The sequence below is a fragment of the Streptococcus australis genome (assembly GCF_015553625.1).
GTDB lineage: Bacteria > Bacillota > Bacilli > Lactobacillales > Streptococcaceae > Streptococcus > Streptococcus australis_B.
Window position 1 is genome coordinate 26468 of sequence record NZ_JADNGY010000013.1, and the last position, 20639, is coordinate 47106.

Genomic DNA, 20639 nt, shown 5'->3' on the forward strand with positions numbered 1-20639 from the left:
CACGATAATAACATTGTAGTATATTATACCATAAAAACCATCAGTCTTTCGACCTATTTTAAAAAAAATTACTCTTCAATCTCAATGGCATCATCAAGATCTAGTGTTACTTCTTCAAGAAGTGGGCTTTCAGCTACTTCATCTTGTGCAACTACAGCAGTGTCATCATCGATCAAACCGAAGCGCACGCGCACTTGGTGGTCAATCTCATCAAAAATTTCTGGATGGTCTGCCAAGTACTTCTTAGCATTTTCAGAACCTTGGCCGATCTTCTCACCGTTATAAGAATACCAAGCCCCTGCTTTTTGGATCAAATCAAGGTCTGTTGCAATTTTTAGCAATTCGCCTGTACGCGAAATTCCTTCTCCGTACATGATTTCAACCATGGCTTCTTTGAACGGTGGAGCCACCTTGTTCTTCACAACCTTGATCTTGGTTTCCTTACCAACATTGGTATCTTTTTGGTCCCCAGTACCCTTGATTTGAGTATTTCCACGAACATCTAGACGAACCGAAGCGTAGAATTTCAGGGCACGACCACCAGGTGTGGTTTCAGGGTTCCCAAACATGACCCCAACTTTTTCACGCAATTGGTTGATAAAGATAGCAATGGTCTTAGTCTTATTAATAGAAGCTCCAAGCTTACGCATAGCCTGGCTCATCATCCGCGCTTGCAAACCAACGTGGCTGTCACCGATATCTCCATCGATTTCTGCGCGTGGGACCAAGGCAGCAACAGAGTCGATAACGACCAAGTCAACGGCACCAGAGTCGATCAATTTACCAGCAATTTCAAGTCCTTGTTCCCCTGAGTCTGGTTGAGACAAGAGGAGTTCATCAATATTAACCCCAAGAGCTGCCGCATAAGATGGATCCAAGGCATGCTCCGCATCGATAAAGGCAGCAATGCCTCCTTCTTTCTGTGCTTGCGCTACTGCATGGAGGGCAACGGTTGTTTTACCTGATGATTCTGGACCATAGATTTCGATGATCCGACCTTTTGGATAACCACCAGCACCCAAGGCAATGTCAAGAGCCAAGGAACCAGAGCTCATGACTTGAACTTTCTGTTCTGCGCGTTCGCCCAGACGCATGATTGATCCTTTACCAAAGTCTTTTTCAATCAACTTTAGGGCATCATTGAGCGCTTTTTCACGCTCATCTCCGAATTTCTTAGAGATATCATCTAATTTTTTCTGTTTTTTCGCCATTCTTTTCTCCTATATTCAAAGCGTAATGCTATACAAGCTTCTTATCATTATAGCAAATTTTCATCTAATAATACAGTCCGGCGTACCAGATTAAAGGCATGGAGGACTGCAACTTTACGAACATCCATACGACTCCGGCCAGCGATATTGACCTTGATCGATTGGACTCCTTTAGGGCCCGCAATTCCAATAAAGACAGTCCCTGCTGGATGCCCTTCCAGACTGTCTGGACCAGCAACACCTGTCAGACTGACTCCATAGTCAGCCCCTGTTAAGAGACGAGCTTGTGCCGCCATTCGCTCAGCTGTATGGGCAGAGACCACTCCATGTTCTTGCAACTCAGTTAGGGGGATTTGGAGCATTTTGCTCTTTTCCTCTATGCTGTAGGTAACAAAACCTCCCGGTAAGACCGCTGAGGCTCCTGAGAAATTAGCCAGACTCGACTGAAACATCCCGGCCGTCAAGCTCTCCGCTGCAGTCAGGGTCAAGCACCGCTCGCGCAAGAGTTCAAAAGCCACCTTAGCTAGGGAATTGTCATCTCCATAGCCATAGAAGAGCTGGCTCAAGGATTGACCATCCAAGGTCTCATGACGGAGAATCACTTGCTCCAGTTGATCCAATTTCTGATCTGCTCGCTCTTGTGATGAAGCCTTGGTCGACAAGCGCAAGGTGACTTCTCCGGTCTTGGCATAAGGGGCCAGGGTTGGGTCCGTTTGACCATCAATCACATCTGCTAAGACGGTTACCAGCTGACTTTCCCCAATCCCAAAGAAGCGCAAGACACGTGAGTATAGCTTCTCTCCTGTCGCTAGCAGAGGCACCAACTCATCCGTAACCATGGGTTTCAATTCACTAGGAGGACCAGGCAAAACCACATAGCTAACACCTTCTACTTCAATCAGCCCTCCCACTGCCAAACCGGTTAGGTTTTGGAGTGGCGTAGAGCCTGTCACTATTTGAGCTTGTCTCAGATTATTGGGAGTTCGGACATGGTCTGGCCGACTGGCAAAGAAGCGATCCAACTTGGCCATTGCTTCGGGATCAAAGGTCAAGTCTCTATCCAAGAATTGGGCCAGGGTTTGCTTGGTCAGATCGTCTTCGGTCGGTCCGAGACCTCCTGTGAGGATAACGAGATCACTTCGATCACGCGCAATCGCAAGAACAGACAAGAGACGATCTGCATTATCTCCAACTGCAGTTTGGAAATAAACGTCGATCCCTAGACCGGCCAACTTTTCTGATAAGAATTGCGCATTGGTATTGACAATTTGTCCAGTGAGAATTTCGGTTCCCACTGCAATGATCTCTGCTTTCATAATGCCTCCACTTATACTATTCGTAATTTTTCTTCATTGTAACACAATTTCCTAAATTATTTCAAAAACAGGTTGAAGAAAAAGTTCATTTTAGGTAACTTTCTTCAATCTTTTTCTTTTAGAGTATTATAAAGTAAAAAACTCTTATAAAATCCGTTACATCAACATTCCTAAGAGATTTAACTACGTGGTAACCAACTTCTAAAAGGGCTTGCCTATATTCTGAAGTAAGCACATCGAGCGGTTATTTTTCTGTTGCTTTATTGACATAAAATCGTATCTCTAACGCTATTCCTTATATTTTTCTATCATTTTTTATGATACAATAGCATCAATTTATTTTTAGGAGGATAATATATGACTTCTACTATTGGTATTATAAGTTTATCTAGTGGGATTATCGGTGAAGACTTTGTCAAGCACGAAGTGGACTTGGGTATTCAACGTCTCAAGGACCTCGGACTCAATCCTATCTTTTTACCTCATTCGCTAAAAGGCTTAGATTTTATCAAAGAACATCCCGAAGCTCGTGCAGAGGATTTGATTCATGCCTTTTCTGATGATAGCATTGACATGATTCAATGCGCCATTGGTGGAGACGATACCTATCGCTTGCTACCATACCTCTTTGAAAATGACCAACTACAAAAGGTTATCAATCAAAAAATGTTTCTTGGCTTCTCAGATACAACCATGAACCATCTCATGTTGCATAAACTGGGAATCAAGACTTTTTACGGCCAATCATTTCTAGCAGATATTTGTGAGTTAGACAAAGAAATGTTGCCATATAGCCTCCACTACTTTAAAGAATTGATTGAGACTGGAAAAATCTCAGAAATCCGCCCTAGCGACCTTTGGTATGAGGAACGGACTGATTTTAGTCCCAAGGCTCTGGGAACACCTCGTGTCAGCCATACAAATACAGGTTTTGACTTGTTACAAGGAACTGCACAGTTCGAGGGGGAAATCCTCGGCGGTTGCCTCGAATCCCTCTACGATATCTTTGACAACTCTCGATATGCAGATAGCACAGACCTCTGCCAAAAATACAAACTTTTCCCTGACTTGTCAGACTGGGAAGGAAAAATCCTCTTGCTAGAAACAAGCGAAGAAAAGCCTGAACCTGAAGAATTCAAAAAGATGTTGCGGACTTTAAAGAACACTGGGATATTTGAAGTCATCAGTGGACTCTTGGTCGGAAAACCTATGGATGAAACCTTCTATGACGACTATAAGGAGGCTTTAATGGACATCATTGATAGCACTATCCCGATTGTCTATAATCTAAACGTTGGCCATGCCACACCAAGAGCAATTGTTCCCTTTGGAGTCCACGCGTATGTAGATGCAACGGAGCAAGTCATTCGCTTTGACTATAACAAAGAAAGCTGAGATAGAATTCTCAGCTTTTTCTATATTCTCTGATGTTCTAGTCATCTAACGTCACTTATTTCCACTTTTCCATTCACAATCATTCTCATGATCATCAACCAAACCTGCAGCTTGTAGAAATGACAAAACTGCAACGGGACCTGTAAACTTGAAACCACGCTTTTTGAGATCTTTAGCCAACTGCTCGGAAAGAGCTGTCTTCGCAGGAGCCTGCCGGTAATCCGGAACATCATTCACGATGGTTTTCCAATCAACAAAAGACCATAGATAGGCATCAAAAGAGCCGAATTCTGCTTGGACTTGTAAAAAGGCCTGGGCGTTAGCCCGTGTCGCAAAGATCTTGGCTCGATTTCGAATGATAGCTGGATTGTCTAACAAAGCTTCCAGCTCCTCATCCGACATCTCTGCGACACCTTGAAGGTGATAGCCATGAAAAGCCTCACGGAAAGCTTGACGTTTATTGAGCACCGTCTCCCAAGACAGACCAGCTTGATAGGTCTCTAAGCAAAGCAACTCAAAAAGGGCGTGGTCGTCATGGAGGGGCTGGCCCCACTCCTCATCATGGTAGGCTACATATAGTGGGTTATTCATTTTAACCCAGTCACAGCGTTTTGGCATAGACTTCTCCTATTTCACCAACATCTTAAGAGCTGATTTGATATAGTTCTCTGCTGTATCGGTCGTACCTTCAAAGAATTTCTTGATTTTCTTGAGTTCCGTCACCTTGTAGCCCAAAGCCAACATGGCTTCCATAGCTTCTTCAAGAGCTTGATTTTCCTCGGATGCTTTAACTTTAGTCTGAGCCGGTGTATCTTCTAGATCAAGATTAATCTTACCTTCTAGATCCAAGACCATCTGTTGGGCTGTTTTCTTACCAATCTTCGGAAACTTGGTCAAGTAGGTGATGTTCTTACTTTCGATGGCTTGGACAAGGCCTGCATTGTCATCCGCAGCGATGATGGCTAGAGCTGAGACTGGGCCAATTCCAGAGACCGAGATCAAGTTCAAAAAGAGCTTTTTCTCTTCTTCGGTCGCAAAGCCATAAAGAAGGTGAGCGTCTTCACGGACCACTTGATGGAGATAGACCTGCACCTCTTGGTTCATTTTACCAGAGTAGGCATAGGGATTAGCCACATGCAAGAGATAGCCAATCCCAGCTGTTTCTACCACAATGTATTTAGCAGTGATTTTCGTCAAGATTCCTTTAATGTATTCGTACATAAGATTCCTTTATTCTTTGTTTAATATTTGCCTAATTCCCGTAGGCTGGTGTGATTTTCCTGAATGCGTCGGAACATCTTTTCCATGTCCGACTTGGTGAAGTTGACCAAGACCGGACGGCCATGAGGGCAGTTATAAGGGTTGTCACATTGGGACAGTTGGTAGATCAGATCGCGTGCGGAGTAATCATCCAGGGTGTGATTAGCCTTGATGGATCGTTTGCAGGACATCATGATGGCCAACTCCGCCCGGTATTTCTTGATGGACACTTCCTTGGTCAAGAGGAGCATGTCACACATCTCATAAATGCCCGACTCGATCTCTTCTTCCTTCATCCAGATCGGATGCTCCCGCAAAATCAACTGGTTGGTCCCATATTCTTCTAGGTAGACTCCCACTTCTTCTAGGAGGTGCTTGCGCTGTTGCAGGCGGATCAGATCGTCCGCAGGGAACTCAAAGATATAAGGCACCAGCAGTTGTTGTTGACTGCCATCCACGTCCCCGATGCTCTCTCGGTATTCTTCGTATTTGACCCGCTCTTGGGCCGCATGCTGGTCAATAATGTAGAGGCCCCCATTACCTTGGGCAAAGAGATAGGTCCCATGCATCTGGCCAAAATATTCCAACTCTGGGAAGGTTGATGTTTCCTCACCCTCCAGCTTGTCATAGGCCTTGTCTAGACTAGCCAGATCCAACTCTGGGTGGTCTAGTTGGTCGTACTGAGGCGTCTTTCGCTCCGCAAACTTGATAGCTGGTGACTTAGTCTCCTGATTTCCCTCTTCTGGGGCAAAGAGAATCGTTTGCTCTGGGCTTATTTCACCACTTGGACGAGATTCCCCAACCTCTGGACGGACAAAGAAATCTCCCTTGTCTCGGTCGTAATAGAGGCTGTTTTCTTTTAGGGGGAGACTGGTCTGAACCGGCTTTTCTGTTCGACGAAGTGTCGATTTGGCCAGATTTTCCAAAGCATCTGGAATCAGATCTTGCTCTTTCAAAGTGGAAACAATCGCTTGGGAAATCAAGTCCATCAGTTCTCGTTCTTTAGAAATACGGACCTCTTGCTTGGTCGGGTGGACATTGACATCAGCTAGATAGGGGTCAATCTGGATATTGATGACCGCTATCGGGAAGCGTCCGACCATGAGTTTACTGCCGTAGCCATCCAAGATAGCCCGGTTGAGCAAGAAATTCTTGATGTAACGGCCGTTGATAAAAAGGCTAATATAGTTGCGATTGGCCCGGGTCAGTTCTGGCAAAGAGACGAAGCCGGACACTTCAAAGTCCAAATCACCTGTCTCGATGGCAACCATTTTCTTGGCGGTAGCAAGGCCGTAGACTCCTGCGATGGCTTGGCGGAGATTTCCCGTCCCTGCCGTCCGTGTCATTTCATGGCCGTCATTGATCAAGGTGAAGGCAATCTCTGGATGGGCCAGACTCAAGCGATTGAGAATGTCGACGATATGGGACAACTCTGCCTGTTGGCTCTTCATATATTTGAGGCGGGCTGGTGTATTGAAAAAGAGGTCCTCGATCTTAATTTTAGTCCCCACAGGGCTAGTCGCCGGCTCAAGAGAAGTGATTTCCCCCCCTTTAGCCTCTAGCTTGGTTCCATGACTGGCTCCTTCCTGAGCTGTTAGAATGGTCATAACACTGACAGAGGCAATGGAGGGCAAGGCCTCGCCACGGAAGCCTAGGGTCCGAATCCGAAAGAGATCGGCTTGACTCTTAATCTTACTAGTCGCATGGCGACGAAGGGCTAATTCCACTTCCTCGTGGGCAATCCCTTGTCCATTATCCGTAATTTGAATGGTCTTTAAGCCCGCTTCTTCAATCTCTACGACAATCTGACTGGCTCCTGCATCGATGGAGTTTTCAACCAGTTCCTTGACCACACTAGCAGGGCGCTCGATGACCTCACCGGCAGCGATCTGATTGGCTAGAATTTCTGGTAATTCGATAATCTGTGACATAGCTTCCCCTCTTATCTTTTATACGCGCATAGGTAGAACTATTATACCATATCTCCAAGGAAGGCCTCCGTTTATAAAACCTTATCCCCTAGCTCCATTAAAGATACTGGACTTCTACCAGATAAACAGACAAAATGACCGAATATGCAAAAAACCTTGTCTTGATGCCTGAAAAAGTGTTTAATAGAATTGTAAGCAAGAGGTCCTGCTAGCGAATCGCTTACCTTACGTCAATCAGTTAGAAGGGATTTGTATGAAAGTAACAGTAACCATTGACCCTCATTTTCAAGAAGAAGGTGTTGCTATCACAGCGCCACAACCTAGCGAACGCATCCAGAAAGTCCAACAATTCATAGAGGAATTGGACCAGAAGGAACGCTTGCGAGCGAAAAAGGATGGGGAAACCTATCTTGTAGAGACCCACTTGTTTCATCGTTTCTATATTGAAAACCGGCAAGTGGTGGGGGAAACAAAGGATGACCACTTCATCCTCACAGGTCCTCTCTACCAACTCTCTGAAGACTTGCCCATCTACTTTTTAAAAATTTCCCAATCTGAAATTATCAATACCAAAGAAATCGATCACCTGCATTTTACCGGTAGCGGATCGGTTCAAATCTATCTCAAAAACGGAAGGATGACTTACTCCTCTCGTCGTTATTTAAAAGCTATTAAGGAGAAACTCTCATGATGAAAAACCATTTTACCAACGCTTTGAAAGGGATCTTGATCGGTCTCATCCTCTCTATCCTCTTTTCTTTTTTAAACTCCCCTTCCACTTATACGCCTCTCAGTCCTAGCTCAGCTGTCGGCCAGTGGATGCAAGCCCACGAAGTTCATGGATCCCTTGTTATGCTCTATTGTACCCTTATCTGGGCCGGTATCGGACTCCTCTTCAGCTTGGGGAGTGTCCTTTTCAACAAAGATTGGAGCTTGCTTCGCGCGACCGTCAGCCACTACCTCTTGATGCTCTTTGGTTTCCTACCTTTAGCAACCTTGGGTGGCTGGTTCCCAATGAAAATCAGTTTTTATCTCTCTGTCATTTTTGAGTTTAGCTTCGTCTATCTCATTGTCTGGGCTGTCTCTTACTACCTCAATAAAAAGAAAGTGGATGACATCAATCGTCAGTTGCAAGGAAAGGCTTGATAAATAAAAAGAGGCTAGGACAAAAGTCCTAGCCTCTCAATTGTCTTTGGATTGTCGAGTAAGACGCAGTGGTTGAGTGGGCTCTACTACGCTGATTTCATCTGCTTTTACAGCCCTACTCAACTGTGCGGAGGTGGGACGACGAAATCGAATTCTAACGAATGACCGATTTCTGTCCCACTCTCTCTTATATTCTCTTTTTCATCTCGGCAACTGCCATCATGACTTCCATCGGGGTCATGTTGTAGATATCGAGATTGTTTAATTCTTCTAGTACTGGGTGAGTGGTGTCTGCCGCAAACAGAGATAACTGCTCTCCAAGCTCTTGAGAGGATTGCTTGGTTGGAGCTGCTACTGGCACTTCTTGGCTTTGGCCTTCTAGTTGACTCAGGATGGCATCTGCCCGCTTCAAGAGATCGCTTGGCAGGCCTGCAATCTTAGCTACATGGATCCCGTAGGATTTATCAGCAGGTCCCTTTTCGATCCGGTGCAAGAAGGTCACTTGGCCGTCCTTCTCCAAGGTAGCGACGTGGACATTGCGCAAGCGAGATAGGGTCTGCTCCAAGTCGGTTAGCTCATGGTAGTGGGTGGCAAAGAGCGTCTTAGCCCCTGTCCGGTCATGAATGTATTCGATAATGGCTTGGGCCAGAGCCATGCCATCATAGGTCGCCGTTCCCCGTCCCAACTCATCAAATAAGATAAGAGAGGCTGGAGTCGCTTGGCGAATGGCATTGTTGGCCTCCATCATCTCAACCATAAAGGTCGACTGGCCGGACACCAAGTCATCTGCCGCCCCAATCCGAGTGTAAATGGCATCAAAGAGAGGGAGGGTCGCCGCCTGAGCTGGTACAAAGGAGCCAATCTGGGCCATAATGACAATGATAGCCAATTGACGCATATAGGTGGACTTCCCGCTCATATTGGGCCCCGTAATCAACTGGATATCACAGGTCTCATCCATAAGGATACTATTGGGAATGTAGCTTTGAGCTCCCATTACCTTCTCAACAACCGGATGACGGCCCTTTTCAATCTGGATATCACGCGCCTCTTGGAAGACTGGTCGGGTCAGTTGTTGCCTTTCAGCTACACAGGCTAGGCCTTGCAAGACGTCTACCGTTGCTAGGGCTTGGGCTAGTGACTGCAAGCGCTGAATATACTTGCCGACTTCTTCTCTGATTCGTAGGAAAATCGCATACTCCAGGCTGGTTGATTGTTCCCGAGCTTCTAGCATTTCTCCTTCGATCCGAGCCAATTCTTCTGTCCCAAAGCGCTCGGAGTTTTTCAAGGTCGCCTTGCGGAAGAAATGAGCTGGCACACGGGATAATTGGGAGTTGGTCACATGGAAATAGTAACCGTCTTTTTTGTTGTAGTCAATTTTAAGACCGGTAATACCACTGGCTTTGCGTTCCTTGGCTTCAATTTCTGCAATCCAGCCGGTCCCTTCTCGGAGGACGACACGGTACTGGTCCAGAGTTGGATCAAAGCCGGTACGGATGATATTGCCTTCTGTCAGAACGATAGGGGCATCCGGATCAATAGCCGCTTCGATGAGACGGCAAAGCTCTGGTAGCTCATCTAACTGAGCAATGAGGAGGTCTAGAACAGGCTCTCCCATCTCGACCAAGAGCGATTTGATCAAGGGAACGTGGCGTAGCGTTTCGCCCAATTGCAAGAGGTCCTTGGGAGTAATCTTACCAAAGGAGACCCGACTGGCCAAACGCTCGATGTCATACACACCTTTGAGACGATCTGCCAGATCACTTCGCTCAAAGAAATGGTCCAAGAAGACTTGGATAATCTCTTGGCGCTCTTCGATCCGATGACGGTCCATTAAGGGTTTCTGGATCCAAGCCCGCAAGAGACGTCCTCCCATGGCTGTCTTGCTTTCATCTAGGAGCCAGTAGAGGCTACCATGTTTTTTACCTGTCCGGGCATTCTCTGTCAAGTCCAAACTCGCCTTGGTCGCATAATCCATCTGCAAGAAATCACGGACTTCATAGTGATGGGCAGGCTTGATATGGTGGAGCTCCCGCTTCTGGGTTTCCTGTACGTATTGGAGCAGACCTCCAGCCGCTATTCTCTCCAAATGAGTCAACTCAGCCCCTAGAAGTTGAACATCCTCCGCCACTTCTGAGATAGGGGAGAGTAAGAGGTTCATTTGGCCAAGAAGGACTCTTTCTTCCATTTCTGACAAGGAGTAGGTCAAGACAATTTCACGCGCCCGCAGGTTTCGTATTTCCCCACAGACCATGGCAAAATCATTCAAACTAGTGACCTGAAACTCTCCAGTCACCAAGTCCATATAGGCAAGGCCATAATCCGTCTCATCATGAGACAAGGCTACCAAGAAGTTGTTGGCGCTGTCTGGCTTGGTCGAATCGACAACGGTCCCTGGAGTAATGACTTGGACCACTTCCCGCTTGACCACACCGACGGCTTGCTTAGGATCTTCCATCTGCTCTGCAATAGCCACCTTATAGCCTTTTTCGATCAAAACATCGATGTACTGCTGGGCTGAATGATAAGGTACTCCAGCCATGGGAATCGGATTTTCTGCATTTTTATTCCTTGAAGTCAAGGAAATCTCTAAAATCTGTGCGGCATTGACGGCATCTTCATAAAAGAGCTCGTAAAAATCCCCCATCCGAAAGAGCAAAAAAGCATCCGGATAGTCTTTTTTGATATCTAGGTATTGCTGCATGCCAGGTGATAGTTTTTCTGCTGCCATATCGCTCCTTTTCTCTATCATTTCATTCATTCTGAGAACTTGCTCCAACACTAAACTGACATAAAAGGAGGGCCGATCCCTTTCTGGACTGGTCCCTCGCCCTTGACTAGTGACTAGAATGTTGGAGAATGGTCTGCTGGACCGTTTGTGCGACTTCTTGGTCCTTGCAAACAATTAAAAGGGTATTGGCCCCTGCGACGGTTCCAAGGATTTGATCATCCAAAATTTCATCGACTGCATTGGCTAAAATCGCCGCCTCTCCAAGCTCCGTCCGAACAACCAGTGTGAACTCTGCTCTCGAGACCACTTGTGCATATTGAGCAATCAGTCTGAAAATATCTGTTCGATCAGGTTCATCGGCTAGTTTATAATAGAGACCACCCTTCTCTTTTACTTTGATCAGACCAATTTCTCGTAGGTCTCTGGATAAGGTTGTCTGGGTCACTCCCGCCCCTCTCTGATCTAAACGGTCTTGAATTTCTTTTTGCGTCGATAACTTCTCATTTTGGATAATTTCTCGAATCAAAAGCTGACGTTCATCTTTTTTCATTTTTGCTCCACTTTTGAATAATTATACTTTGATTATACCAAAAAGTTTGAAGAAAGGCCGAATTTTGTGATAGAATAGTAACAAAAGACCAAAGGAGCTACTATGAATCATAAAGAACTTATTGCAAGTGAATTGGCAAAAGTCATTGAAGGCTTAGACCAAGAAACTATCTTAAATTTACTAGAGCAACCAAAATCTTCAGACCTCGGAGATATCGCCTTTCCTGCCTTTTCTTTGGCTAAAATCGAACGCAAAGCTCCTCAAGCGATTGCTGCTGATATTGCGGAAAAAATCGATGCCTCTCACTTTGAAAAAGTCGTTGCTACTGGTCCTTACGTAAACTTCTTCTTAGATAAATCACAAATCTCTGACCAAGTCATCAAATCTGTTATCCAAGCGGGTGCTGACTATGGACAACAAGAAGAAGGCCAAGGAGCGAACGTTACCATCGACCTTTCTAGTCCAAACATCGCAAAACCTTTCTCAGTTGGTCACTTACGTTCAACCGTTATCGGGGATGCTATTTCAAACATCTATAAAAAAATGGGCTACAATACCATTAAAATCAACCACTTGGGAGACTGGGGTAAACAGTTCGGTCTCTTGATGGTGGCTTACAAAAAATGGGGTAGCAAGGAAGCTGTCGAAGCCAATCCAATCGACGAATTGTTGAAACTTTATGTTCGCATCAATGCCGAAATCGAAAACGATCCTGCTTTGGACGATGAAGGACGTCTCTGGTTCAAGAAATTGGAAGATGGAGATCCAGAAGCAACTGAATTGTGGCAATGGTTCCGTGACGAGAGCTTGGTAGAATTCAACCGTATCTACAAACTCCTCGGTGTTGAATTTGACAGCTTAAACGGAGAAGCCTTCTACAATGACAAGATGGACGAAGCTGTCCAAATCCTTGAAGAAAAAGGCTTGTTGAAAGAGTCTAAGGGGGCTAGCATCGTTGAGTTGGATGATGTCAACCTACCACCAGCTATGATTAAAAAATCAGATGGTGCCACTCTTTATATCACTCGTGATATCGCAACCGCTATCTACCGTGCACGGACTTACAACTTTGTGAAAAACATCTATGTTGTAGGTCAAGAACAATCCAACCACTTCCGTCAGTTGAAAGCTGTTTTGAAGAAAATGGGATTTGACTGGAGCGACGATATGATCCACGTTGACTTTGGTTTGGTCACAAAGAACCGCCAAAAATTGTCAACTCGTAAAGGAAATATCATCCTGCTCGAACCAACTCTTCAAGAAGCTATCTCTCGTGCCAAAGCTCAGATCGAAGAAAAGAATCCTGAACTAGAAAACAAGGAAGAAGTAGCACATGCAGTCGGTGTTGGTGCGGTTAAATTCTACGATTTGAAGACAGACCGTCGAAACGGGTATGACTTTGACCTTGAAGCCATGGTATCCTTCGAAGGAGAAACTGGACCATACGTTCAATACGCTTATGCTCGTATCCAATCTATCCTTCGCAAAGCCAACTTCACACCATCTGCAGATGCGACTTATAGCTTGAGCGATCCTGAAAGCTGGGAAATCATCAAGCTTCTCCAAGACTTCTCTCGTGTTGTCAAACGTGCTGCTGAAAACTATGACCCATCCTTGATTGCTAAATATGCCATCAACTTGGCTCAAGCCTTCAACAAGTACTATGCTCACACTCGTATCTTGGATGAAAGCCCAGAACGTGATAGCCGTCTTGCTCTTAGCTACTCAACAGCAGTTGTTTTGAAAGAAGCACTTCGTCTATTGGGTGTGGATGCGCCTGATAAGATGTAATATCTTTCTTACTTTTTGATAGGAAACCGTCTTTTTTAGGGGTGAGAGGAATAGCTAAATAAGCCTTATTTAGTTCCATCTCACTCCTTTTCTCATGTTACATACACCTATATTTTTAGAGATTAGCGCTTCCCTTATCTATTATCTTATCTTCTGGAGAACCCTATGAACCAAACTGTTTACATTCTTATTTTAGTTAGCCTGCTCATTCTCTTTTTAATCAATAAATACGAGAGAGAAAAACTGCAAAAGATTTTACAAGAGCAACTCTTAAAAGATGAAACCTTCAAAGCAGGCATCAAGGAGCAAATCCAAACGACGGAAAACATCAACGATGTCATCCACGCTATCAACAAGGACTATCACCTCGGCCTCTTACTTTCGAAAGAAATCACAGATCACTTAAAATAAGCAACAACAGAGGAGGCGAGAAAATAAATCTCGCCTCCTCTTCTCTGCTAATCATGCAACCTCCTCCCATAAAAAGAAACCCCAAGCCTAGGCTTGGGGTTTCCAATTTTAAAAGTGATACAAGTCTTCGATAATACCAGCTACTTTTTTGATATCCCCTAGCATCCCTCGCATCTCAAAGTCTGCTAGCATAGGGAAGCCAAAGCGTTGACTGTACTGCTTGGCCGTTAGGCAATATTGATTATTGAAGTTGCGGTTCCCAGATCCCACAACTCCCAAGCATTTAGTGGCATTGTCTCCGTAGGCAATAAAGTCTGCTACATCGGTCGTTAGAATCTCCACATCCCCATTATCAACACCATTTCCTCCTTCAAGATAGGTAGGTAGAAAGGCGATAAAAGGAGTATCGACTTCAAAGAAGGGCTTCCCTTCTTTGACCAGGTCTTTGACATGGATCTTTTCAATGACCAAGTCAGGATACTGCTCCCATAGATAGTCACTGAGGCGACGGACAAAACTTTCAGTGTTTCCACTTAAACTGATATAGACAAAACATACTTTCATTTTTTTCTCCAATCAGACCAGCTCCTCTTTTTTGTCCAAAATTAGAGGAGCTTTTACATGCTATAATCTAAGCTTGAAGGTCGCTAGCTGGTCTATTTTTCAATTTGTAGAGGAGGATTCCCAAGTAAACAAGGGCTACAACTACACTCAAGACAAGTGCATATAAGCTAGAAGCCTGTAACAAAGTCCGCAATTTATCTGACGTGATCACTGACATGGAAGAACGATAAGACCAGAAATTGTGCAAGCTTATTAAGAGGAAGGCTCCAATTTGACCCATATAGGCATAGGTTGCCTTGACAATATCCTTTTTAGATAGGAAGAAATAGCCAACAGCAATCAAGCCCCCAATCAAAAGAGATATCAATAACCAAGCAATCGGTCCGCGTAGTGCTACGATTAATTTTTCAAGGAAGGCTTTGTATTCTTCCCGTTCAAGAGCAGTGGTTAAGTTCAAAGAAGCTGCCATTTCATCTGTGACCTCCACTTTAGCCAATCCAAAGAAGGACTGAGCAGTTAATAGAGTTCCCATCGTTGACAGGGCTAGTAAGACATACATATAAATCGGATTTTTCTTCATTGTATTTCCTCGTTTCTAATATCCATACTATTTATTATAACGTGAACCGAAGGGAAGCGCAAGTTTAGATTTTCCCAGTTATCCTATACAAAAAAGCTCCCTCTAAATCAGGATATGATCCAAAAGGAGCTCTTCTTTTCTAAGTATATTGCTTCTAGAGTACTAAAGGCAAATTAGTTCAAGTGCCAGATATCTTCGTTGTACTGAGCGATGGTACGGTCAGATGAGAAGAATCCTGCTTTTGCAATGTTGACGATCACTTTATCTAACCATGCGTCACGATCTTCGTAGTCTGCAAGCATTTGCTCTTTCACTTTGATGTAGTCTTCCAAGTCAAGAAGAGTCATGAACCAGTCTTTGTTGATCAACTCATTGTGAAGACGTTCCAAGCGTTCTTTCTTACCTACTGCAAGAACAGCGTCGCTCACGATGAAGTCAACCAATGGTTTGATAACTTCACGAGCGTAAAATTCGCTTGATTTGTAAGCTGATTTAGCGTAAAGATCGATAACAGTTTCTGAATCTTCACCGAAGATGTAGATGTTTTCGTCTCCAACCAACTCAGCGATTTCCACGTTAGCTCCATCCATGGTACCAAGAGTCAAAGCTCCATTCAACATAAATTTCATGTTACCAGTACCTGAAGCTTCTTTAGAAGCCAATGAGATTTGTTCTGAAATATCACATGCTGGGATCAAGAAGCTTGCTGCAGTAACGTTGTAGTTTTCAACCATTACCACTTGCAAGTGTGGAGCTACTGCTGGGTCGTTTGCAATCACTTCTGACAAGCAAAGGATCAAGTGGATGATATCTTGTGCGATGGTATAGGCAGGGGCTGCTTTACCACCAAAGAAGACAGTGATTGGACGTGCAGGGATGTTACCAGCTTTGATGTCCAAGTATTTGTGGATCACATACAAAGCGTTCATTTGTTGGCGTTTGTATTCGTGAAGACGTTTGATTTGGATATCAAAGATAGAGTTTGTCTTGATTTCCACCCCTTGTTGTTCTTTCAAGTGACGAGCCAATTTACGTTTGTTGTGAGCTTTGATATCTTCCAATTTTGCTTTGACAGCAGCCTTATCTTCATATGAGAGAAGGTCTTCCAACTTAGAAGCATCGTGGTGCCAATCGCGTCCAAGAATCTCATCCAAGTAGTGAGACAAGCTTGGGTTCGCATGCATGAGCCAACGACGGAATGTGATACCGTTTGTTTTGTTGTTGAATTTTTCTGGGTAGATGTCGTAGAAGGCTTTCAACTCAGAGTTCTTCAAGATTTCTGTGTGGAGTGCTGCTACCCCGTTAACACTATATCCGTAGTGGATATCCATGTGAGCCATGTGTACACGGTCGTTTTCATCAATGATTTGAACAGCTGGGTCTTTGTATTCTGCTTTAACACGACGATCCAATTCTTTGATGATTGGTACCAAGTGAGGAACCACTTCTTCCAAGAATTCAAGTGGCCATTTTTCAAGGGCTTCAGCAAGGATGGTGTGGTTAGTGTAAGCTGTCATGCTACGAACGATAGAAATTGCTTCATCAAGTTCGATTCCACGTTCAGTCAAAAGACGAATCAATTCAGGGATGACCATTGATGGGTGAGTATCGTTGATTTGTACAACTGCGTAGTCAGCAAGGTCATGCAAGTTGCTTCCTTTTTCGATCGCTTCGTCGATAATCAATTGCGCACCATTTGAAACCATGAAGTATTGTTGGAATATACGGAGTAATTCACCTTGACGGTCACTATCATCTGGATACAAGAAGAGAGTCAAGTTGCGAGCGATGTCTGTCTTGTCAAAGCTGATACCATCTTTGATGATTGAAGAATCAACTGAGTCCAAGTCAAACAAACGCAAGCGGTTTTTAGTCGCTGTTTTGTAACCAGGTACATCGATATCATAAAGGGTAGAAGTCAAAGTGAAGTCTGCAAATGGCACTTGGTAGCTACGGCTTGAACGCACCAACCAGTTTTGGTCAGTCAACCATGCATTTGGAATGGTTTCTTGTTGGTTGTTTTTAAGGACTTGTTGGAAAAGACCGTAGTGGTAGTTCAAACCAACCCCATCCCCTGTCAAACCAAGGGTAGAGATTGAGTCGATAAAGCAGGCAGCCAAACGGCCCAAACCACCATTACCAAGTGATGGTTCCAATTCTACTTCTTCGATTTCGATCAACTCTTTACCTGCATCAGCAAGTTCTTTCTTAACTTCGTCATAAAGACCAAGGTTAATCAAGTTGTTAGACAAGAGTTTACCAATCAAGAACTCAGCTGAGATATAGTAAACTTTCTTCTTGCCAGTGTTGACTGGTTTTTGGCTACTTGCAAGTTTGCTGTAGTTAAGAAGAGCAAGATAAAGCTCTTCGTTACTACATTCTGCAATAGATTTATTGTAACGATTTTGTACAAATTCTTTTAATGGTAACATTTTTGTGTCTCCTGAAATTTTCTATTGGTTTGAATCCACCAAATTTTCATTGATTCGGCGATAAATGGTTGTCAAGTCAAGTAAGTTTTCCTCGACAGCTGGTGTCAATTGATCTTCTGTCATTCGCCATGACCAGTTTCCACCAAGGGTAGATGGGAAGTTCATACGAGCTGAACCATCCAACTCTAGCAAGTCTTGCATAGTGGCGATAGCCATAAAGCTGACAGAAGCAAAGACCGTACGAAGCATAGCATGTGGAACAGTTTCGTATTCTTTACGATTGGTGTAACGTGCAAGATACTCACGAGTTGGATCGTCAATCTCATTGCGGTACCATCCAAGAACCGTATTGTTATCATGCGTTCCTGTGTACATGACAGAGTTGTTTGGCGCCAAGTGAGGGCTATCGATACTTTCATCGTCAGGATTGAAGGCAAATTGAAGAATCTTCATTCCTGGGAAGCCTGTCCGTTCACGCAATTCAATCACTTCATCTGTCATAAAGCCAAGGTCTTCTGCGATGATGTTCAAGTCACCGAGCTCTTCCTTCACTGCTGCAAAGAGCTTATAATCAGGTCCTTTGACCCATTTACCAGGTGCTGCTGTATCAGAACCAGCTGGGATTTCCCAATAAGATTCAAAACCACGGAAGTGGTCAATCCGAACGATATCGTAGATCTTGAAGCTTTCACGCAAGCGCTCAATCCACCATTTATAACCATCTTTATCCATTGCATCCCAGTCATAGATTGGGTTCCCCCAAAGCTGACCAGTCGCTGAGAATTCATCTGGTGGGCATCCTGCAATGCAGGTTGCTTTCCCATTTTCATCTGTTTTAAAGAGGTGTGGATTTGCCCACATATCACTTGAATCTTCCGCTACGTAGATTGGCATGTCTCCTACGATTTCGATGTGGTTGTCGTTAGCGTATGCTTTTAATTTCAACCATTGTTTGAAGAAGAAATACTGTGTCACTCGATGGTAAGTCAATTTATCTTCCAATTGAGCGCGGTAGGAAGCAAGAGCTTCTGGTTGACGAGCGCGAATCGCTGCATCTGGCCACTCTGTCCATGCTTTTAATTCAAAATGTTCTTTAATGGCCATGTATTCAGCGAACAATTCCAACCAAGCTGCATTTTGCTCTGCAAATCGGCCAAAGTCATCCCAATCACCTGTTTTGAGAAAAGCTTTAACTGCTTTTTCTAGAAGAGGACGACGTTGCTCGAAGATCTTGGCATAGTCTACTTCTGTTGGATCTTGACCAAAATCAACTCCTTCTACATCAGATGCATCCAAGAGTCCTTGTTCAATTAAAAGATCAAAGTCAATAAAATGGGTGTTGCCTGCAAAAGCCGAGAAGGATTGGTAAGGAGAATCCCCGTAGCTTGTTGTTCCGAGAGGCAAAATTTGCCAATACCGTTGCTTGGTACGAACGAGGAAATCCACAAAATCGTAAGCTGCTTGGCCAAACGAACCGATTCCATACTTCCCAGGCAAGGATGAAATGTGCATCAAGACACCACTTTGGCGTTTTTTCATTGAGGGTACCACCTTTAGTTTAATATATTTTTGTTTTAAGAAAATAGACGAACCTTCTATGCTGTTTCTGATCCCACTCCAACTCTCAGAAAGAATTGAAGAAGAGCAGTCATCAGACATAGAACTGAATTTAACCTATTTATAAATGACCCTAGATCATCTTTATGCAACGCTTAAGGAAAACGTTTGCGTTATTATCCATTATAAAGTAATCCTGTGGTTTATGCAAGAGGTTTCCTAAACTTTTATGTTTTTTCTGCATGTTAACCCTATGCCTAGTGTATCCCTTTCTCATTTTCTTGTCAACTATTTGTGTGTATAATAGAAGATAAAAAAATTTTAAAAAAATTTTGCACAAATGCTTGCAAACGTTTTCTCCCTGTGATATACTATTCGTGTTAAGGAAAACGTTTGTCTAAAACGTTTTCAACTAATAATCTTATTTTTATTCTTTAGGAGGAATAAATCATGAAACGCACAATTCTTCGAAGCGCTGCTGTACTTGGTACAGTCGGATTCGCATCACTTCTTTTGGTAGCTTGTGGAGGCAAAAAAGAGGATTCTTCTTCTGCTAAAAACTCGTTAACCGTCTACGTTGATAATGGTTACAAATCATATATGGAAGAAGCTGCGAAAGCTTTTGAAAAAGAAAGTGGTACAAAAGTAACTATCAAGACTGGTGACGCTCTTGGTGGTTTGGACAAATTGTCTCTTGACAACCAATCTGGTAAAGCTCCAGACGTTATGATGGCACCATACGACCGCGTAGGTGGTCTTGGTAACGACGGTCAATTGGCAGAAGTTACATTGAACAAAGACAGCAAGACTGACAAAACAACTGAATCACTTGTAACAAACGGTGGCAAAGTATATGGAGCACCAGCAGTTATCGAAACATTGGTTCTTTACTACAACAAAGACCTCCTACAAGAAGCTCCAAAAACATTTGGTGAACTTGAAGAATTAGCAAAAGACAGCAAGTATGACTTCGCTGGTGAAGAAGGTAAAAACACTGCCTTCCTTGCTGACTGGACAAACTTCTACTATGCATACGGACTCCTTTCAGGTAACGGTGGATATGTCTTCGGTAAAAATGGTACAGATCCAAAAGACGTAGGTTTGAACAACCAAGGTGCCATCGACGGTATCGAATACGCGAAAACTTGGTACGCTAAATGGCCTAAAGGATTGCAAGACACTAAAGGTGCTGCAAACTTCATCCAAACTCAATTCCAAGAAGGTAAGACAGCTGCCATCATCGATGGACCATGGAAAGCATCTTCATTGAAAGAAGCTAAAGTAAACTACGGTGTAGCAACTATCCCTACCCTTCCAAACGGAAAAGCATACTCTGCCTTCGGTGGTGGTAAAGCTTGGGTTATCCCTGCAGGTGCTAATAACCCTGAAGCAGCTCAAAAATTTGTTGACTTCTTGACTTCAACTGATCAACAAAAAGCCTTCTACGATAAGACTAACGAAGTGCCAGCTAACACAGAAGCTCGTGAATACGCTGTTGGTAAAAACGATGAGTTGACAACTGCCGTTGTTAAACAGTTTGAAAATGCTCAACCAATGCCAAACATCTCTGAAATGAGTACTGTTTGGGATCCAGCTGCAACTATGCTCTTCGACGCTGTAAGTGGTAAGAAATCTGCTAAAGATGCTGCTGACGATGCTGTTAAATTGATCAAAGAAACTATCGAACAAAAATTCGGTGGCAAGTAAAACAGTTCCCAAGGGGCTGGGAATCTTTCCCAGCCTTTCGCTGTGATGTGGCCTCTG

17 protein-coding genes are annotated in these 20639 nt (G+C 43.9%); 6 read left to right on the plus strand and 11 right to left on the minus strand.

The genetic code is table 11. From position 1 onward, the window contains the following. Nucleotides 1-68: 68 nt before the first annotated feature. Both recA and I2D56_RS09515 read right to left on the minus strand, forming a co-directional pair. On the minus strand, nucleotides 69-1211 hold the full coding sequence (recA, locus tag I2D56_RS09510; RefSeq protein ID WP_125335103.1) for a recombinase RecA: 1143 nt from the start codon (nucleotides 1209-1211) through the stop codon (nucleotides 69-71). Nucleotides 1212-1258: 47 nt separating this feature from the next. Then, the gene (locus tag I2D56_RS09515) at nucleotides 1259-2527 is read right to left on the minus strand and encodes a competence/damage-inducible protein A (RefSeq protein WP_195214241.1); all 1269 of its coding nucleotides are present in this window, start codon (nucleotides 2525-2527) and stop codon (nucleotides 1259-1261) included. A 357-nt stretch (nucleotides 2528-2884) separates the two neighbouring features. On the opposite strand from I2D56_RS09515, the gene I2D56_RS09520 reads away from it, so the two are divergent. After that, nucleotides 2885-3922: a S66 family peptidase gene (locus I2D56_RS09520; protein WP_195214242.1), complete on the plus strand. Its 1038-nt coding sequence runs from the start codon at nucleotides 2885-2887 to the stop codon at nucleotides 3920-3922. 51 nt (nucleotides 3923-3973) lie between these two features. On the opposite strand, the gene I2D56_RS09525 is transcribed toward I2D56_RS09520, so the two are convergent. The 3 genes from I2D56_RS09525 to mutL are packed head-to-tail and all read right to left on the minus strand — an operon-like array spanning nucleotide 3974 to nucleotide 7113. Next, complete coding sequence (locus I2D56_RS09525; protein ID WP_120701479.1) at nucleotides 3974-4540, minus strand: DNA-3-methyladenine glycosylase I; 567 nt, start codon at nucleotides 4538-4540, stop codon at nucleotides 3974-3976. Between the two features lie 9 nt (nucleotides 4541-4549). Further along, a complete protein-coding gene (ruvA, locus tag I2D56_RS09530) occupies nucleotides 4550-5143 on the minus strand; it encodes a Holliday junction branch migration protein RuvA (protein WP_120701478.1) in 594 nt (197 codons plus the stop codon). Nucleotides 5144-5163: 20 nt separating this feature from the next. After that, nucleotides 5164-7113, minus strand: a complete 1950-nt coding sequence (gene mutL / locus I2D56_RS09535; protein WP_195214243.1) for a DNA mismatch repair endonuclease MutL — start codon at nucleotides 7111-7113, stop codon at nucleotides 5164-5166. A 253-nt stretch (nucleotides 7114-7366) separates the two neighbouring features. On the opposite strand from mutL, the gene I2D56_RS09540 reads away from it, so the two are divergent. Together I2D56_RS09540 and I2D56_RS09545 are read left to right on the plus strand one after the other, a co-directional pair. Continuing rightward, nucleotides 7367-7804, plus strand: a complete 438-nt coding sequence (locus I2D56_RS09540; RefSeq protein WP_023027387.1) for a LytTR family DNA-binding domain-containing protein — start codon at nucleotides 7367-7369, stop codon at nucleotides 7802-7804. After that, complete coding sequence (locus I2D56_RS09545; RefSeq protein WP_023027388.1) at nucleotides 7801-8259, plus strand: DUF3021 domain-containing protein; 459 nt, start codon at nucleotides 7801-7803, stop codon at nucleotides 8257-8259. The genes I2D56_RS09540 and I2D56_RS09545 overlap by 4 nt, the downstream gene beginning before the upstream one ends. A 187-nt stretch (nucleotides 8260-8446) precedes the next feature. Here I2D56_RS09545 and mutS read toward each other — a convergent pair whose 3' ends face one another. After that, complete coding sequence (gene mutS / locus I2D56_RS09550) at nucleotides 8447-10990, minus strand: DNA mismatch repair protein MutS (RefSeq protein WP_195348422.1); 2544 nt, start codon at nucleotides 10988-10990, stop codon at nucleotides 8447-8449. A 106-nt stretch (nucleotides 10991-11096) separates the two neighbouring features. Beyond that, nucleotides 11097-11540, minus strand: a complete 444-nt coding sequence (gene argR / locus I2D56_RS09555) for an arginine repressor (RefSeq protein ID WP_023024723.1) — start codon at nucleotides 11538-11540, stop codon at nucleotides 11097-11099. A gap of 102 nt (nucleotides 11541-11642) precedes the next feature. Here argR and argS point away from each other — a divergent pair, with 102 nt between their 5' ends. Together argS and I2D56_RS09565 are read left to right on the plus strand one after the other, a co-directional pair. Continuing rightward, nucleotides 11643-13331 carry an arginine--tRNA ligase gene (gene argS / locus I2D56_RS09560; protein WP_195214245.1) on the plus strand — a complete coding sequence of 563 codons (1689 nt, stop codon included), beginning with the start codon at nucleotides 11643-11645 and terminating at the stop codon, nucleotides 13329-13331. A 165-nt stretch (nucleotides 13332-13496) separates the two neighbouring features. Then, a complete protein-coding gene (locus I2D56_RS09565; RefSeq protein ID WP_125374674.1) occupies nucleotides 13497-13742 on the plus strand; it encodes a MarR family transcriptional regulator in 246 nt (81 codons plus the stop codon). 108 nt (nucleotides 13743-13850) lie between these two features. On the opposite strand, the gene nrdI is transcribed toward I2D56_RS09565, so the two are convergent. The 4 genes from nrdI to malQ form a co-directional block, all read right to left on the minus strand. Further along, nucleotides 13851-14318, minus strand: a complete 468-nt coding sequence (nrdI, locus tag I2D56_RS09570; protein ID WP_123159926.1) for a class Ib ribonucleoside-diphosphate reductase assembly flavoprotein NrdI — start codon at nucleotides 14316-14318, stop codon at nucleotides 13851-13853. Nucleotides 14319-14373: 55 nt separating this feature from the next. Beyond that, the gene (locus I2D56_RS09575) at nucleotides 14374-14886 is read right to left on the minus strand and encodes an ABC transporter permease (RefSeq protein WP_195214246.1); all 513 of its coding nucleotides are present in this window, start codon (nucleotides 14884-14886) and stop codon (nucleotides 14374-14376) included. Between the two features lie 173 nt (nucleotides 14887-15059). Beyond that, the gene (glgP, locus tag I2D56_RS09580) at nucleotides 15060-17318 is read right to left on the minus strand and encodes a glycogen/starch/alpha-glucan family phosphorylase (protein ID WP_195214247.1); all 2259 of its coding nucleotides are present in this window, start codon (nucleotides 17316-17318) and stop codon (nucleotides 15060-15062) included. 21 nt (nucleotides 17319-17339) lie between these two features. Next, nucleotides 17340-18857 carry a 4-alpha-glucanotransferase gene (malQ, locus tag I2D56_RS09585; RefSeq protein WP_195214248.1) on the minus strand — a complete coding sequence of 506 codons (1518 nt, stop codon included), beginning with the start codon at nucleotides 18855-18857 and terminating at the stop codon, nucleotides 17340-17342. Nucleotides 18858-19325: 468 nt separating this feature from the next. On the opposite strand from malQ, the gene I2D56_RS09590 reads away from it, so the two are divergent. Then, nucleotides 19326-20582 (plus strand): extracellular solute-binding protein, encoded by a 1257-nt coding sequence (locus tag I2D56_RS09590; RefSeq protein WP_117744835.1) that lies wholly within the window; start codon nucleotides 19326-19328, stop codon nucleotides 20580-20582. Nucleotides 20583-20639 lie beyond the last annotated feature (57 nt).

Bases quoted from the DNA above. Each gene is read 5' to 3' on its own strand.
- recA (WP_125335103.1), bottom strand. From the start codon at position 1,211: ATGGCGAAAAAACAGAAAAAATTAGATGATATCTCTAAGAAATTCGGA.
- I2D56_RS09515 (WP_195214241.1), bottom strand. From the start codon at position 2,527: ATGAAAGCAGAGATCATTGCAGTGGGAACCGAAATTCTCACTGGACAA.
- I2D56_RS09520 (WP_195214242.1), top strand. From the start codon at position 2,885: ATGACTTCTACTATTGGTATTATAAGTTTATCTAGTGGGATTATCGGT.
- I2D56_RS09525 (WP_120701479.1), bottom strand. From the start codon at position 4,540: ATGCCAAAACGCTGTGACTGGGTTAAAATGAATAACCCACTATATGTA.
- ruvA (WP_120701478.1), bottom strand. From the start codon at position 5,143: ATGTACGAATACATTAAAGGAATCTTGACGAAAATCACTGCTAAATAC.
- mutL (WP_195214243.1), bottom strand. From the start codon at position 7,113: ATGTCACAGATTATCGAATTACCAGAAATTCTAGCCAATCAGATCGCT.
- I2D56_RS09540 (WP_023027387.1), top strand. From the start codon at position 7,367: ATGAAAGTAACAGTAACCATTGACCCTCATTTTCAAGAAGAAGGTGTT.
- I2D56_RS09545 (WP_023027388.1), top strand. From the start codon at position 7,801: ATGATGAAAAACCATTTTACCAACGCTTTGAAAGGGATCTTGATCGGT.
- mutS (WP_195348422.1), bottom strand. From the start codon at position 10,990: ATGGCAGCAGAAAAACTATCACCTGGCATGCAGCAATACCTAGATATC.
- argR (WP_023024723.1), bottom strand. From the start codon at position 11,540: ATGAAAAAAGATGAACGTCAGCTTTTGATTCGAGAAATTATCCAAAAT.
- argS (WP_195214245.1), top strand. From the start codon at position 11,643: ATGAATCATAAAGAACTTATTGCAAGTGAATTGGCAAAAGTCATTGAA.
- I2D56_RS09565 (WP_125374674.1), top strand. From the start codon at position 13,497: ATGAACCAAACTGTTTACATTCTTATTTTAGTTAGCCTGCTCATTCTC.
- I2D56_RS09575 (WP_195214246.1), bottom strand. From the start codon at position 14,886: ATGAAGAAAAATCCGATTTATATGTATGTCTTACTAGCCCTGTCAACG.
- glgP (WP_195214247.1), bottom strand. From the start codon at position 17,318: ATGTTACCATTAAAAGAATTTGTACAAAATCGTTACAATAAATCTATT.
- malQ (WP_195214248.1), bottom strand. From the start codon at position 18,857: ATGAAAAAACGCCAAAGTGGTGTCTTGATGCACATTTCATCCTTGCCT.
- I2D56_RS09590 (WP_117744835.1), top strand. From the start codon at position 19,326: ATGAAACGCACAATTCTTCGAAGCGCTGCTGTACTTGGTACAGTCGGA.